Below are 15507 nucleotides of genomic sequence, written 5' to 3'. Positions count from 1 at the left end.
CGACGAAGCCTCACTCCGGCGCGTTGCCGGCGTGGCCGCCGTCGGCGAGGGGCGTCCGCACCCCCTCGTAGGCGATGTGCATCACCATGCCCAGGGCGGCGTGGTCGAGGTTGTGGCAGTGGTCCATCCAGATGCCGGGGTTGTCGGCGACGAAGGCGACCTCCCACACCTCGCCGGGGCCGACATCGAAGGTGTCCAGCCACAGCGGCGACGCCGGCGCCACCCCGTCGACCGACAGCACGCGCACCGTGTGCCCGTGCGGGTGCATCGGGTGGGTCTCGAAGCCACGGTTCACCACCGTCACGCGTACCACGTCGCCCTCGGCGACGACCGTCGGCGCGATGTGCGGGTAGACGGCGCCGTTCACGGTGTAGGCGTACTGGGGCACGCCGTGCACGAGCCGCGGCAGCCGGTCCAGCACGTGCACGTCTTCGACGTCGAAGACCGTCCCCACGCCCTCTCCAGACGCCGTCCCCGCTGCCCCTCCACTCGCCGCTGGCGCGTCGAGCGGAGCCTCCGGCTGCGGGGGCGCAGGCGGGTCGCCCGGAGCCTCTGGGCGCGTGGGCCCAGCCTCGGCACGCGCGATCGCCTCCGCCGCTGCCGTGTCAGGCGGCGTCGACGCCGTCACCTCGGTCAGCGGGTCGAACGTGCGGACCGGCTCGACCTCGGGCAGGTCGCCACGGGCCGCATCGCCGCCGGGCGCATCACCGCCGGCCGCGTCGCCGCCGGCCGGGTCGCCGCCGGCCGCGCTGTCGTCGAGCACGACAACGGCGGCGCGGGATGCCTCAGCCCTCACCGCGACAGCGCCGGCACCCATCGTCAGCCCCACGTCGACCCGACCGCCCGCGGGCACCTCGATCGCCGAGTCCGAGAGCTCGCCCGTCTCGACCTCCGAGCCGTCGATCGCCACGACGTGGAACGGCGCACCCGAGACCGTGAACCGCTGCGCCAGCTGGTCGGTGTTGACCAGACGCACCCGCACAGTGTCGCCCGGCCGGGCGTCGATGCGCTGCTCCTCGGTGTCGGACCCGAACACGACGGCGTCTCCATAGGTGTGCAATGGCAGCACGATGTCGATGTCGTCGACCTGTCCACCCGGCGGCTGCACGACGAGCGTGCCGAACAGCCCTCGGGTCACCCCGATCGAGCCGAGCTGATGGGTGTGGTACCAGTACGTCCCCGGGCGGGTGAGCGGGAACGTCGTGACGTGCGACCCGCCCGGGGCGACGGCATCCTGGGTCACTCCCGCCACCCCGTCGGCCGCAGCAGGCACCGGATAGCCGTGCCAGTGCACCGTCGCGCCGTCGGCGATGTCGCGGTTGTCCAGCCGCACCTCGAGCACGTCCCCCACCGTGGCGGACACCGCCGGACCGCCGAGCTCGCCGAAGGTCCACGCGTCGAGCCGGCCGCCGGAGGGCAGTGTCACCTCCTGCTGCTGCGCGACGAGCGCCACCTCGAGGCGGGGGGCGGATGCCGACACCCGGCCGGTGAGCGCGGTGACCAGCACCTCCTGCGCGGCGCCCGTGGGCGCTCCCGCCGGCGCCGCCGGCAGTTCAGGCGCCGCGGGCAGGTCGGGCGCCGCGGGCTCGTCGGGCGCCGCCGGCCCGGCCGCCTCTGGCGCTGAGGCGCCCGGTGGTACCGGCGCGGCGCCGGGCACGGGCTGGGGATGCGGGGCACCGGTGTGGCCGTGCGCCTGGAAGCCTCCGTCGGCGAGCCCTCCGTGACCCGTCGCGCCGGTCCAGCCGACGAGCGCGAGGGCGAGCACACCCGCAGCCCCCGCGGCGAGCGCGGCCGCCGCCGGGCGGCGGCCGCGGCGGAGTCCGACCAGCGCCCAGCAGACGGCTCCGGCGATCACGGCGACGACCACCCCGATCGCCGCCCAGGTCGCGACCGGCGCCCCCAGCACGATCGAGAAGACCAGTTCGGCACCCGCCGCGAGCGCGGCGCCGCCGGCGAGCGCCCGGGCGACCTGCCATCGCAGCACGAACGCGACGACGGCGGCGACCTCCATCGGAATCGACAGGGCGAGCCCCCAGAGCCGGTCCTGGACGAAGAACGCGGATGCCGTCGCCAGCGCGGCGGCGATGAGCAGGCGTCCGATCAGCAGGGCTGCACCGGTGGCGACGAGGGCCCAGGTGACGGGGCGGGAGGGGCTGTCCGCCCGCTCCCGCCCGGCTCCTCCGCCCCCCGTCGCGAGGGTGCCCCAGACGACGGCCGCCCCGACGGCCGCTGCGCCGTACAGCAGTTGCAGGACCGCGGCCGACATGTTCTTCGCCTATCGCGACGGCGCACCGACCGCGTCGCCGGGGCTCGGCTCGGGCACCTGCGGTGCGGCCGTCCCCGGTTCTGCGGCTGTCGCCTCGGCCTCGGCATCCGTGGTCTCCGACCGGAACGCCCGCTTGTACGCCCTCTTGGCGACCACGAACGAGAACCACAGGATCAGCAGCCCGTTGAGCGGGTGGAGGCTGACCAGCAGCGTCGCACCGAGCGGCGGGTTCGCGTGGTCGGGGCCGATGTTGAAGATGAGGCCGGTGACGATGAAGATCAGCGTCTGCATGATGAGGAGGCCGACCAGCAGGACCGACAGCCAGATCGTGCTCTTGCCGGCCTTCGTCACGGCGGCCAGGATCACCGTGAGCAGGATGAGCGCGGGGAGCACGATGCGCCCGTTCCAGCCGTGGATGGCGAAGAGCTCATCCTCCGGGTCGCTGAAGACCCCCACCCCGGCGAGGTACAGCTGCATCGCGACGGCCGCGACGAGCAGGATGGTCACGACCGAGAACGCGACCCTGAGTGCCTTGCGCATGACGTCCCTCCGTTCCGTCGTCCGCGGTGGGCGACGATCGTTGCTCTGTCCTGGCGACGTTACGGAGCCGCGCCGCGGCGCGGATCCGCGCCAGCACGTACATTCCCGCGCAGGATCGCGGCGTCCGACCGACGCGCCAGGGGCAGGCGAGGGGATCTCAGTGGGTGCGCCAGCAGCCGTCGACGTGATCGTCGACCATGCCGGCGGATTGCATCAGCGCGTACATCGTCGTGGGTCCGACGAAGCGGAAGCCGCGCTTTCGCAGCGCCTTGCTGAGCGCGTCCGATGCAGGGGTCGTCGCCGGCACCTCCGCGAACGACGACGGGCGGCGATGGGATGCCGGTGCGAAAGACCACATGAGGGCATCCAGCTCGCCCGGCTCGAGTTCGAGCACCAGGCGCGCGTTGGAGATCGTCGCCTCGATCTTGGCGCGATTGCGGATGATGCCGGCATCCGTCATCAAGCGCGCGATGTCGTCGTCGCGGAACGCCGCCACGACCTCGGGCTCGAAGCCGGCGAACACCTCGCGGAACCGCGGGCGCTTGCGCAGGATCGTGATCCAGGACAGTCCGGCCTGGAAGCCCTCGAGACTGAGCTTCTCGAAGAGCGCACGGTCGCCGTGCAGCGGCACCCCCCACTCCTCGTCGTGGTAGCGGGCGTACTCGGGGTCGTCGCCGACCCACGCGCAGCGCGCGCGGCCATCGGATCCGAGGCGGACATCGGTGCTCACCGAGCCAGACTATGCGGGGCCGCCGACGCCCTTGCGACCCGGGGCACGGCACTCGAGTCGTCCTCGAACCTTCATGTCGAGGTCACACGTTCGGTCGCCGGGAGCCCCCGCCGTCGCTTACCTTGGAATGTCGGGCCTGTGCGGTCCACGCAGGGAGGAAACGCCATGAAGATCGTCGCTTCGTCGGACTGGCGGGACGCCATCCCCTTCGACACCCTCGTGCTGGTGGCCGACGTCGTTCCGGGCGAGCCGACGCGGTGCTTCACGTGCGGCGCCGACTCCGAGCCGCGCGAGCGCAGCGAGCTCTGGGCGTACAAGCACCGGCACCCGAAGAACCACGACGGCTACGTGCGCTTCTACTGCGCCGAGCACCGGCCCGAGATCCAGCTGCCTCCGTCAGCGCCGTCGCTGGCCCCCGTCCGCGGGTCGGGGCGCGCGGCCGCGCGTCCCGCCGCGGAGCGCCGCGTCGCGAAGCCGACCATCCCGGACCGCCTGCGCGCGATGTGCCCGAACTGCTTCGTCGAGGTGTCGGCGACGGGCGAGTGCGGCATGTGCGGCTGGGCCGCCTGACCGCAGAGCTGTCCGGATCGCCCCACTCGGTGAGGCGATCCGGACATCGTTAGCGTTCCGTGACCATCCCGGCGGGGACGGCCCCGCTCACTTCTTCTTGAGCGACTTCTCCGACACCGGGGCCTCGCCCGACGCGGCGAGCGCGCGGTAGTACTCGCGGGCCTCGTCCTGCCGGCGACGCTCGGCACCCGACGCGATCGGCGCTCGCACATGCTCCGGTGCGAAGCCGTAGGCGTCGACGAGATCCTGCGCGTGCGGCCGCAACCGCGCCGCGAGGCGGTCGATGTAGCGGGAGACGGATGCCGCCCGCTGCGCCGAGAGCCGCCCGCTGATGAGGTACCACGCGAGGTGCTTCTCGATCAGGTGCAGGCCGAAGAGGTCGCGCAGCCACGTCAGCACCTGCTTGGTCCCCTCGTCGGAGACACGGTTCACGCCGTCGGTGAAGGCCTCCCACTGCAGCAGCTCGGCGTGGGCGCGAGCCGCCTCGATGAGCTCGGCCTGGTGGCTGTTGAAGAGCGCCGCCGCCTCGGCGGGCGACAGCTTGGTCGCCGGGCGCAGCGCCGCCGCGACATCGGCCACCATCCGCTGCACGCGGCCGGCGAGCAGCTCGTGCTGCTGGTCTTCGCGCAGGCCCAACTCGACCGAGCGCGCCGTCGAGCCGAGGTCGGCGACGGACTGACCGAGCTGGCGAAGGCCCGCGCCGTGGAACAGCTTGCCCGCGGTCTGCGCGACGGCGAAGCGGGCGAGGGCCGCGGCATCCTTCCCCTTGAACTGCTTGGCGTAGTCCGACAGAAGCCGCTTGCCGACGAGCTGGAGCAGGACGTTGTTGTCGCCCTCGAAGGTGACGTAGACGTCGAGGTCCTGGTGCAGGCCCACCATGCGGTTCTCAGCGAGGAAGCCGGAGCCGCCGCAGGCCTCGCGCGCCTCCTGGATCGTGCTGAGCGCGTTCCAGGTGCTGAGGGGCTTCAGCGCCGCGGCGAGGGTCTCGAGGTCTTCGCGCTCTTCGGAGGTGTCGGTGCGGCCCGAGAAGACGCCGTCGAACTTCTTCAGCAGCTCGTCGTGGCTGAAGAACTGCGCGTAGTTCTGGGCGAGCAGGGGCAGCAGGCGCCGCTGATGCTTGCCGTAGTCGAGCAGCACCACCTCTTCGGTGCCGGTGCCCGAGTCGAACTGGCGGCGCTGGTTCGCGTAGGTGAGCGCGATGTGCAGCGCGAGCGCGGTGCCTGTGGTGGCGGCGCCGTCGAGCGACACGCGACCCTGCACCAGCGCGCCGAGCATCGTGAAGAAGCGCCGCCCCGGGCTCGGGATGTCGGAGGTGTACGAGCCGTCCGCGGCGACCTGGCCGTAGCGGTCGAGCATGTTGAAGCGCGGCACGCGCACGTGGTCGAACGCGAGACGCCCGTTGTCGATGCCGTTGAGGCCGCCCTTGACGCCGTCGTCCTCGCTGATGATGCCGGGCAGCATGTTGCCCTCGTCGTCGCGGATCGGCACGAAGAAGCAGTGCACACCGTAGTTGACGCCGCCGGTGATGAGCTGCGCGAAGACCGTCGCCGCCTTGCCGTGGAGCGCCGCGTTGCCGAGGTAGTCCTTGTACGCGCCGCGGAACGGCGTGTGGATCACGAACTCCTCGGTCTCGGGCTCGTAGGTCGCGGTCGTGCCGATGGCTGCGACATCCGATCCGTGTCCGGTCTCGGTCATCGCGAACGCTCCCGGGATCGAGAGGTCGAGGATGCCCGGCAGCCACTCTTCGTGATGCTTCTCTGTGCCGAGCTGGAACACCGCCGAGCCGAACAGGCCCCACTGCACGCCCGACTTGATCTGCAGGCTCGGGTCGGCCAGCACGAGTTCCTGGAAGCCGGCGAGGTTCGCGCCGTTGTCGTTGCGGCCGCCGTACTGCTCCGGCATCGCGCGCTGCGAGCCGCCGTGCTCGACGAGCAGGTGCAGCTGCGTGAGCACGCGCTCGCGGTGCTCGGCCATCGACTGGCCCTCGACGCGCCAGAACGCGGGGTCCTTGATCATCTCGCGGGCCTCACGGCGGGTGTCGCCCCACGTGCCGAGCAGCAGGTCGGTGACCGCGGCGATGTCGATGCGCGGATCGGATGCCTCGGCCGCCGTGTGCGGCGCGGTCGGGGCGCCGCCGGCGGGCGTGCGCTTGCTGGTGGCGGGCTTCTTGGTGCGGACGGCGGCGTCGGCCATGTGCATCACCTCTCGGTGCAATGGACAGAAGGAAGGTCACCTCGACCGTAGGACCCCCACAACCTCGCCTCAAAGCGACTGTTGAATGTCCACAACGCCAAGCCGAGACGGGTCGCGGGCGGGTTGTGCGAGACGCACAGGCGGGCGCCCGCAACGCGAGGCGCCCGCCTGGTTCGGTGGTGTCAGTTGGTGCGGGTGTGCGGGTTGGTCGTGTCGCCGTTCGTGCTTCCGAACGGGTTGGTGGTCTCGCCGTTGGTGCTTCCGTACGGGTTGGTGGTGTCGCCGTTCGTCTTGCCGAACGGGTTGATGACGGACCCGTTGGTCATGCCGTGGGGGTCGGTGGTGTACTCGCGAGGAGCCGCTGAGGCGGCGAGGGGCGCGCTGAGCAGCGCGACGAGGGAGCCGGCGGCGATGCCGGCGATCATCTTCTTCTTCATCGAGACAGTCCTTCGGTTGAGGGGAAGGTGCCACTTCGGCACCCCCCGCACGCTAGCGTGACGTTTCCGCGGCGCGGGAGGTTTATCCCCAGGCCGGCCGTGGAATGCGCCGGACGATGGCGCGGTGTCGGCCGGTCGATCCACAATGGAGCCGATGACCTACCCGCGCGTGACGCTCGCAGCTTGGGGTCCGGACGACCTGCCACTCCTCGAGCGCGCCAACACACCAGAGATGACCGCGTACCTCGGAGGACCCGAGACGCCGGCGCAGCTCGAGGAGCGGCAGGCGCGCTACCTGCGGCTGGCGCAGGCAGGCGAGGCCGCGATGTACCGGATCGAGCTCGACGGCACGCCCGTCGGCGGCATCGGGTACTGGCAGGTCGAGCACGAGGGCGCGCCGGCGTGGGAGACCGGATGGAACGTGTTCCCGCAGTGGCAGGGACGGGGAATCGCCGGAGCGGCACTGCGGCTCGTCATCCGGCTCGTCGTCGCGCGCAGCGAGCGCACTCTGCTCGTCGCCTACCCGGGAGTCGACAATCCCGGCTCGAACGCGCTGTGCCGCACCGCGGGATTCGCGCATCGCGGATCGGCGAGCATGCCGTGGCGCGGCGGCGAGCTCGCCTTCAACATCTGGGTGCTCGACATGGCGCCGCTCGACCTCGACGGACGCGCACCCGACCTCGACGAGCGGTTCGACGAAGGCGTGCTCGACGAGAAGGTGTGGTGGCCGTACTACCTCGCGCACTGGTCGACGCGCGACCGCGCCGCGGCGAAGTACTCAGTCGCTCCCGAAGGGCTCGAACTGCGCATCGACGCGGACACGCCCGCGTGGTCGCCGGAGTTCGACGGCGGAAACCGCGTGTCTCACTTGCAGACCGGCCAGTTCTCGGGACCAGTGGGCGGTTCGACCGGGCAGCACCGCTTCCGCGACGGGCTCGTCGTGCGCGAGCCGCAGCCCGAGCGTCGGCTGCACCTCCCGCGGTTCGGAGTGGTCGAGGCGCGGATGGCCGCCGTGCGCCACCCGGACGCGATGGTGGCCTTCTGGCCGATCGGCTTCGAAGACCGCCCCGACGACTGCGGCGAGATCTGCATCGCCGAGATCTTCGGGTCCGAGATCGACGACACCGGCGGGTGGGTCGGTATCGGCGTGAAGGCCCAGCACGACCCGCGCCTGCGGCACGACTTCGAGAAGGTCCGCGTCGACGGCGACCTCACCGCGATGCACGACTACGCCGTCGAGTGGACGCCCGACGAGGTGCGGTTCTTCATCGACCACCGCTGGGTCAAGACCGTGCGCCAGACGATCGACTACCCGATGCAGCTCATGCTCGACGTCTACGAGTTCCCCCGCGCCGACGGCACGCGCGACACCGACGCACTCCCGCACGTGCTGCGGGTCGAGCGCGTGCGCACGTTCCCGCCGGCGTAACGTCCACCGCCGGCCGCCCGGTGCCCGGTGCCCGGTCGGGTATGCAGGGTCCTCAGCTGAGGACCCGGGCCGGGCCGGGCCGGGTATGCCGGTTCCTCAAATGAGGAACAGAGCCGGGATGAGGACCGACACGCGGATGCCGCTCCGCAACTCGGCACAGATCCTCAACTGAGGAACACTTCCGCCGTCAGAAGAGCCCGACGATGCGGCCGTCCTCGTCGACGTCGATCGTGTTGGCGGCGGGCACGGCCGGAAGGCCGGGCATCGTCATGATGTCGCCGCAGATCATCACGACGAACCGCGCGCCCGCGGCGAGGCGCACCTCGCGGATGTCGACGACGTGACCGGTCGGCGCGCCGCGCAGCTTCGGGTCTGTCGAGAACGAGTACTGCGTCTTGGCGACGCACACCGGATAGCCGCCGTAGCCCTCGTCCTGCAGGCGCTTGATCTGCGCGCGCACGGCGGTCGACGCCGTCACCTCCGATGCGCCGTAGATGCGCGTCGCGATCGCGCTCATCTTGTGCCACAGCGTCGCGTCGTCGGGGTAGGTGAACCGGAGGCCGCCGGATCCCTGAGCCGCATCCGGTCCCGGGGCTTGTCGAAGGGCGCCGCACAGCCGCACCACCTCGCGCGCGAGAGCCTCCGCCCCCGCACCGCCCTCGGCGAAGTGCCTCGCGACCACGGCCGTGACCCCGACCGCCTCCGACGCGGCGACGAGCGCCGCGATCTCGGCATCCGTGTCTTCGGCGCGATGGTTGATCGCGACCACAGCGGCGATCCCCCACGTCTCGCGCACGGTCGTGAGGTGCCGCACGAGGTTGGCGGTGCCGCGTTCGAGAGCGGCGACGTTCTCGTGCGGGAGGTCGGCGACGTCCACACCGCCGTGGTACTTCATCGCTCGCACGGTCGCGACCACGACGGCGACGTCCGGCCGGAGTCCGGTGGTGCGGCACAGGATGTCGACGAACTTCTCCGCGCCGAGATCGGCGCCGAATCCCGCCTCGGTGACGACGTAGTCGGCCATCCGCAGCGCGGAGTCGGTCGCGAGATACGAGTTGCAGCCGTGCGCGATGTTCGCGAAAGGTCCGCCGTGCACGAACGCCGGCGTGTGCTCGAGGGTCTGCACCAGGTTCGGTGCGAGGGCGTCGCGCAGGATCGCCGCCATCGCGCCGTGGGCCCGCAGGTCGCGCGCACGGACGGGCGCGCGGTCGCGCGTGTACGCGACGACGATCTCGCCGAGCCGCTCCTTGAGGTCGGCGAGGTCGGTCGCGAGGCAGAAGATCGCCATCACCTCGCTGGCCACGACGATGTCGAAGCCGTCCTCCCGGGGATACCCGTTGGACGGACCGCCGAGCCCGATCACGGCGTCGCGCAGCGCGCGGTCGTTGACGTCGAGCACACGCCGCCAGGACACGCGGCGCACGTCGATGCCGAGCGCGTTGCCGTGGTGCACGTGGTTGTCGATGAGCGCCGCGAGCAGGTTCGTCGCGATCCCGATCGCCGAGAAGTCGCCGGTGAAGTGCAGGTTGATGTCTTCCATCGGCACGACCTGGGCGTACCCGCCGCCGGCGGCACCGCCCTTCATCCCGAACACCGGACCGAGGGCGGGCTCGCGCAGGCAGATCATGGCGCGTTCGCCGATGCGGGTGAGCGCGTCGCCCAGCCCGACCGTCGTGGTGGTCTTGCCCTCGCCGGCGGGCGTCGGCGACACTGCGGTCATCAGCACGAGCCGGCCGCGGGGTCTGTCGCGCAGCGTCCGCAGGTGCCGCAGCGAGACCTTCGCCTTGTACCGGCCGTACGGCTCCAGTTCTTCGTCGGGGATGCCGAGCCCTGCGGCGATCCGGCCGATCGGCCAGAGGTCGGCCTGTTGGGCGATCTCGATGTTGCTCGTGGCCACGCGCCGCTCCCGTCGCGGGCGCCATCGCCCGCCGATGTCAGCCTAGGCGCGACCCCGCCCGTCGTCGCGGATGCGCACCGCGGGAGGCTGGTGCTGCTGCGGACCGCTCTCTACCGTGGAGCCATGGCGACAGCGGAGGTGCGCAGGGCCACAGTCGACGACGCCGAGCGCGTGGCCGCACTGCTGCATGACTTCAACACGGAGTTCGACACCGACTCTCCCGGGCCGGTCCTCTTGGCCGAGCGCCTGCGCGGCCTGCTCGCCGGGGCGCAGACGTTCGCGCTGCTGAGCGGGGACCCCGCGGTCGGGATCGCGCTCGTGACGCTGCGCCCCAACGTCTGGTACGAGGGGCCGGTGGCCCTGCTCGACGAGATGTACGTCGCGCCGCAGGCGCGCGGCGCCGGAATCGGCGGAGCGATCGTCGACCGCCTGATCGCGGACTGCCTCCGCGACGGCGTGTCGGCGATCGAGATCAACGTGGACGAAGGGGACGTCGACGCGCAGCGCTTCTACGCGCGCCACGGCTTCCACGGCTCCGACCCGGACACCGACGAGCGCGCGCTCTACTTCTTCCAGGAGCTGTGACAGGCCGGCGCGACCCTGAGCGTGCCGTACACGGATGCCGCGCCGCGGCGTGCGGCGCGGCATCCGTGTCAGCGGGTCAGAGTGACAGCCCGTGGCCGAAGCGGAACAGCGGGTCAGCGGTGTCGAACGGGACGTCAGGACGGGATGCCTCGACCGCCGCCATCGACGACGGGACGTCGAACGGCAGTTTGCCCTGCGCGGGTGCCGCGCCGCTCAGCACGTCGAGCAGCGCCGCGCCGCTCGCACCCCAGTTGCCGACCACCGCGTGCGCGGTCTCGACGACGGGGCCGAGGAGCGCGGGGCGATCGAGGAACACGTCGACCACCGTGGGCACCGCCGCGGCGATCTCGGCGATGCGGGCGAGCACATCGGCAGGGAACTCCAGCGAGCCCGCGTGGAAGAAGTTCTCGAACGTCGTCTCGCGCTGCTCGAACGGCGCCTGCAGGCGCAGGATCGCGACATCCGCCTCGGCGGGCGACGCGACGATCTCGCCGTACGCCGCGGCGATCTCGGGCGCGATGCCCTCGACGTACAGCTTCGCCCCGCGCGCGAACGGCAGCACCGTGCGATTGGACAGCACCGTGCGGTTGGACAGCACCGTTCGGTTCGACAGCACGGTGATCGACGCGCGCTGCGCGGCGTCGCCTTCGGCGCGGAACTCCGCCGAACCGACGATCGTGTCGGCCGCTTCGGCGTCGACGTACGGGTTCTCGAAGAGGCCGAGCGCGAACTTCTCTCGCAGCAGGCGGCGTGCCGACACGTCGAGGCGCTCCTCGCCGATGCGGCCGTCGGCGACGAGCTCGAGCAGCAGCTCGGGGCACGCCTCGCCGCCGAACTGGTCGGCTCCGGCATCCAGGATCTTCTCCATGCGCTCCGCCGGCGTGAGGTGCTCGACGCCCCACGCCCGGGCCGGGAACGGCTGGCCGAAGATCGCGGCGTCGTTCACGAGGCCCCAGTCGGTGCACACGATGCCGTCGAAGCCGTAGCGCTCGCGCAGCAGGCCGGTGAGCACCGACTTGTTGAAGCCGAAGCCGACCTCCTCGTACTCGGTGCCGACCGGCATGCCGTAGTACGGCATGACCTGGCGGACGCCGGCCTCGAACGCCGCCTCGAACGGCTTCAGGTGCAGCTCGAACTGCCCGCCCGGGTAGACCTGCTCGCGCCCGTAGGCGAAGTGCGGGTCTTCGCCGTCCTTCTGCGGGCCGCCGCCGGGGAAGTGCTTGACCATGGCCGACACCGCACCGGGACCGAACGACTCGCCGTTCTGGAACCCGCGGATGTACGCGGCGCCGAGCTCGCCCGACAGCTCCGCATCCTCGCCGAAGGTCTGGAGCGCACGCGCCCACCGGGGCTCGGTCGCGAGGTCGACCTGCGGGTGCAGTGCGACGCGGATGCCGACCGCGGTGTACTCCTGGCGTGCGATGTCGCCGAAGCGCTCGACGAGCGCCGCGTCGCGCGTCGCGGCCAGGCCCAGCGCGTCGGGCCACTGCGAGAACGGGCCCGCGAGCATCGCCGCACCCGGGTTCTCGGTGAACGAGTGGCGCGGATCGGTCGAGATCGTCACGGGGATGCCGAGGCGGGTGGATGCCGCGAGCTCCTGCAGCTTGTTGTGCCAGCGGGCGATCGCACCCGCGGTCGGCGCGACGCCGAGCAGGTTGAAGTGCGTCATGCCCTTCTCGACCACGTACTCGCGGTTCGACGGCAGCCCGAACACCGGGTCGGCCTCGGCGAGCTCGCCGTCCTCGCCCATGGTGATCATCGTCTGGAAGAAGAGCCCCGCCTTCTCCTCCACGGTCATCGCGGCGAGCAGCAGCTCGACACGCTCGTCGACGGGCAGGTTCGCGTCGAGCCACGGCCGGCTCTCAGCGGATGCCTCGGCCGAGGCTGGGCCCACGCGCCCGGAGGCTCCTGGCGACGCGCCAGCAGCGCCTGGAGGGGGCGTGGGGACCGTGATCGTTGTGTCAGTCACTTCACTCCCTTGATGCGGTAGACGAGGATCGCGCCGGCGAGGGCGACGAGCGCGCCGAAGAGGTAATACGTGGTGTAGCCGCCGAGCGAGGTGGTGGCGCCGATCGCGATGATTCCGGGCGCGATGGCGGGGGCGATCGACTGCGGCAGCGCGTTGGCGATGTTGAGCACGCCGAGGTCCTTCGCGGTGTCGTCGGGGTTCGGCAGCACCTCGGTCGCGAGGGCGAGGTCGACCGACAGGAACGAGCCGGCGCCGAGGCCGATGATCGCCTGGGCGACGAGGACGACGGCGATGCTCGGCGCGAACGCGAGGGTCACGAGCCCGATCACCATGATGATGCCGGCGAGCGCCACGAACGGGCGGCGCTTGCCGATCTTGTCGGACAGCACGCCGCCGAGCGGGCCGGAGATCGCCATGGCGAGCATGGACGCGAGGTTGGCGACGAGGATCGTGGAGATCGCGGTCTGCTCGTCGAGACCGAACTTCTCGGTGAGGTAGAAGGGCAGGAAGGTCGCGATGCCGGCGTAGCCGAACATCACGAGGAACTTGGTGAGCCAGGTCCAGCCGAAGTCGGGGTGCTTCCGCGGGTTGAAGACGAACGAGCCGAAGAACTGGCCGACGGTGAACTTGTGCGCCGGCTTCTCGTCGAGGCGGCGGTCCTTCAGGACGAGGACGAACAGCACCGAGAGCACGGTGGCGATGGCGGCCGGCACCACGAAGCGCGCGAAGTCGTCCGACAGGAAGTTCACCAGGAACGAGCCCGCGAGGATGCCGAGGGGCGTGGTCAGCCCGATGATGCCCGACACCTTGCCGCGGCCGCTGACCGGCACCTGGTCGGGCAGCGTCGCGTTGGCCGCCGCCAGGACCGCGTTCATCGAGGTCTGCACCAGGCACCAGGCGATGAGGACGACCCAGACCGAGTTCGCGACGCCGATGAGGGCGAACCCGCCGAGTCCGACGAGCGTGCCGCCCAGGATCCAGGGCCGACGCATGCCGAAGCGCGACGTCGTGCGGTCGGACAGGCGGCCGGCGAGCGGGTTCGCGATGAGGGCGAACAGCGCGCCGACACCCATGATCAGGCCGAGCTGCGCCGTAGCCTCTTCGGGCGTGGCGGTGATGTGCTGCACCTTGAACGCCATCGACACGAGCACCGGCGTGAGCAGCGCGAGATAGACGCCGAAGTTGACGGCGGCAAGGCCGGGTGTGTAGCCGCGCGGGGTCTTGTCGGGCGTGGTGCCGGGGGCCTTGAAGCCGGTCGTGCCGGCGGCCGCGATCGTCGCGGCGGGCGACAGCTCTGTCATCGGAGTCCTTTCTCGGGTACGACCCGCATCGGCTCCGACGCGCGTCACTGGACGACGATACATGAATCTCGACCGATTGGTAACTGAAAACAGACCGATTGGTAAGCCTGCGTCGGTAGGATGGGCCCACTACGGCCAGACGCGGAGGGGCGGTGCCACGACGTGACCATCACTGCGGCGCCGGGCGCCACCCGCACCGCGCGGACCGAGCGGACGCGAGCCGCCATCGTGGCCGCGGCGCACGAGGCTTTCGTGACGCGGGGGTACCGCGCCACCTCGCTCCGCGATGTCGCCGCCGCCGCAGGCATCAGCCACCCGGGACTCCTCCGCCATTTCGCGACCAAGGACGAGGTGCTCGCCGCCGTCGTGGATCTCTTCGAGCGCGACAACGAGCGGGAGCTGCTCGAGCGGATGGCAGCGGAAGACCCGGGAACCCTCGCGTACAGCGAAGTCGCACGGCGCAACGAGACCGTGCCCGGGTACCTCGCGCTGTTCGCGGCGCTGACGGGCGAGGCATCCACCCCTCGCCATCCCGCGCACCGGATCATGCGCGACCGCTACGCGCGCCTGCGCGACCAGTCGACCGACGCGATCGAGGAAGCCATCGCTCAAGACACGGTCGCCGCCGACCGCGACCCGGCGGGCGAGGCGGTGCGCGTCGCCGCCGCGTGGGACGGGTTACAGCTGCTGGCACAGTACCTGCCCGATCGCGTCGACATCGTCGGGGCACTGGAGACCCACGAGGGATCACTCGCCCTCCCCGTCGGCTGGCGCGAGCCCGACGGACCTGCCCCGACCGACACCCCGGCCCCGGTGCCGTCCATGCCCACGTTCATGCCGGCCGACACGGAATCGCCGCTGGGCTACCGGGTCGGGCGCGAGCGCCGCGGCCTCATCCTCGACGGCGCGACCGCACTCTTCGCCGAGGAGGGGTACGGGGACACCAGCCTCCGCGACATCGCGGAGCGCGTCGGCGTCTCGAAGTCGACGCTGCTGCACTACTACGGCTCGAAGGAGGAGCTGCTCAGCGCCGTGCTCAGCCACCGCGATCGTCTCATCGAGTCGCGCGACTCTTACACGCCCGCCGACCGCGCGTCCGACGAGTTGCGAGCCCTCTCTCGCGGCGCGACGGAGAACGCCGCGAAGGCGCCGGGGCTCATCGAGGTGTACGCGGTGCTCTCGTGCGAGGCCGTGCCGGCCGACCACCCGGCGCATGCGTACTTCGAGGAACGCTTCCGCGGGGTCGTCGACCACTTCGCGGCGCTGTTCCGCGCGGCTCAGGAGGACGGCGATCTGCCCGTACACCGCGATCCCGAGTTCGAGGCGGTCTGGCTCACCGCGCTGTGGGACGGGCTGCAGTACCAGTGGCTCTACGACCGCGACGCGGTGGATGTCGCAGCCCACCTCGACGCCCACCTCGACGACGTGCTGCCGCCGGCCTGACGGGGCGGCGCGCGACCCGGGCGTGCGAAAAGACACGGGTGCCTGGGACCAGCACCGCCGACGCCGGCGTGGCAGCGGATGCCCGGGCGAGACGGCCACTTCACCGGCCAGGTGCGGTTCATCACGGCGGGGCGGTTGCGAGCTGAG

General features: G+C 71.4%; 12 protein-coding genes. 4 read left to right on the top strand and 8 right to left on the bottom strand.

Annotated features, from left to right (window positions below):
- Window positions 1-10 precede the first annotated feature (10 nt).
- The 3 genes from B2K11_RS01370 to B2K11_RS01360 form a co-directional block, all read right to left on the bottom strand.
- Entirely contained in the window at window positions 11-2266 is a 2256-nt protein-coding gene (locus B2K11_RS01370; RefSeq protein ID WP_163616084.1) for a multicopper oxidase family protein, read from the bottom strand.
- A 9-nt stretch (window positions 2267-2275) separates the two neighbouring features.
- Window positions 2276-2806: a DUF6220 domain-containing protein gene (locus B2K11_RS01365; RefSeq protein ID WP_163616083.1), complete on the bottom strand. Its 531-nt coding sequence runs from the start codon at window positions 2804-2806 to the stop codon at window positions 2276-2278.
- Window positions 2807-2963: 157 nt separating this feature from the next.
- Window positions 2964-3536: a DNA-3-methyladenine glycosylase I gene (locus tag B2K11_RS01360; RefSeq protein ID WP_163616081.1), complete on the bottom strand. Its 573-nt coding sequence runs from the start codon at window positions 3534-3536 to the stop codon at window positions 2964-2966.
- A gap of 165 nt (window positions 3537-3701) precedes the next feature.
- On the opposite strand from B2K11_RS01360, the gene B2K11_RS01355 reads away from it, so the two are divergent.
- Entirely contained in the window at window positions 3702-4106 is a 405-nt protein-coding gene (locus tag B2K11_RS01355; protein WP_163616079.1) for a glucose-6-phosphate dehydrogenase, read from the top strand.
- An 87-nt stretch (window positions 4107-4193) separates the two neighbouring features.
- On the opposite strand, the gene B2K11_RS01350 is transcribed toward B2K11_RS01355, so the two are convergent.
- Together B2K11_RS01350 and B2K11_RS01345 are read right to left on the bottom strand one after the other, a co-directional pair.
- Window positions 4194-6299 carry an acyl-CoA dehydrogenase gene (locus B2K11_RS01350; protein WP_163616077.1) on the bottom strand — a complete coding sequence of 702 codons (2106 nt, stop codon included), beginning with the start codon at window positions 6297-6299 and terminating at the stop codon, window positions 4194-4196.
- Between the two features lie 182 nt (window positions 6300-6481).
- The gene (locus B2K11_RS01345) at window positions 6482-6736 is read right to left on the bottom strand and encodes a hypothetical protein (RefSeq protein WP_163616075.1); all 255 of its coding nucleotides are present in this window, start codon (window positions 6734-6736) and stop codon (window positions 6482-6484) included.
- 154 nt (window positions 6737-6890) lie between these two features.
- Between B2K11_RS01345 and B2K11_RS01340 the strand changes: the two genes are divergently transcribed.
- Window positions 6891-8165 (top strand): GNAT family N-acetyltransferase, encoded by a 1275-nt coding sequence (locus tag B2K11_RS01340; RefSeq protein ID WP_163616073.1) that lies wholly within the window; start codon window positions 6891-6893, stop codon window positions 8163-8165.
- 187 nt (window positions 8166-8352) lie between these two features.
- Here B2K11_RS01340 and B2K11_RS01335 read toward each other — a convergent pair whose 3' ends face one another.
- Window positions 8353-10062, bottom strand: coding sequence for a formate--tetrahydrofolate ligase (locus B2K11_RS01335; protein ID WP_163616071.1), 1710 nt, complete (start codon window positions 10060-10062; stop codon window positions 8353-8355).
- 123 nt (window positions 10063-10185) lie between these two features.
- Between B2K11_RS01335 and B2K11_RS01330 the strand changes: the two genes are divergently transcribed.
- Window positions 10186-10647: a GNAT family N-acetyltransferase gene (locus tag B2K11_RS01330; protein ID WP_163616069.1), complete on the top strand. Its 462-nt coding sequence runs from the start codon at window positions 10186-10188 to the stop codon at window positions 10645-10647.
- A 76-nt stretch (window positions 10648-10723) separates the two neighbouring features.
- Here B2K11_RS01330 and B2K11_RS01325 read toward each other — a convergent pair whose 3' ends face one another.
- On the bottom strand, window positions 10724-12541 hold the full coding sequence (locus B2K11_RS01325) for a glycoside hydrolase family 3 N-terminal domain-containing protein (RefSeq protein WP_163616067.1): 1818 nt from the start codon (window positions 12539-12541) through the stop codon (window positions 10724-10726).
- A 71-nt stretch (window positions 12542-12612) separates the two neighbouring features.
- Window positions 12613-13917, bottom strand: coding sequence for an MFS transporter (locus B2K11_RS01320; protein WP_163616065.1), 1305 nt, complete (start codon window positions 13915-13917; stop codon window positions 12613-12615).
- A gap of 162 nt (window positions 13918-14079) precedes the next feature.
- On the opposite strand from B2K11_RS01320, the gene B2K11_RS01315 reads away from it, so the two are divergent.
- Window positions 14080-15360, top strand: a complete 1281-nt coding sequence (locus tag B2K11_RS01315; RefSeq protein ID WP_345770749.1) for a TetR/AcrR family transcriptional regulator — start codon at window positions 14080-14082, stop codon at window positions 15358-15360.
- Window positions 15361-15507: the final 147 nt, after the last annotated feature.

The sequence above is a fragment of the Microbacterium sp. B35-30 genome (assembly GCF_010634855.1).
Taxonomy (GTDB): Bacteria; Actinomycetota; Actinomycetes; order Actinomycetales; family Microbacteriaceae; genus Microbacterium.
The sequence above is the reverse complement of the archived record's forward strand: the minus strand, read 5'-3'. Positions and strand labels throughout refer to the sequence as shown.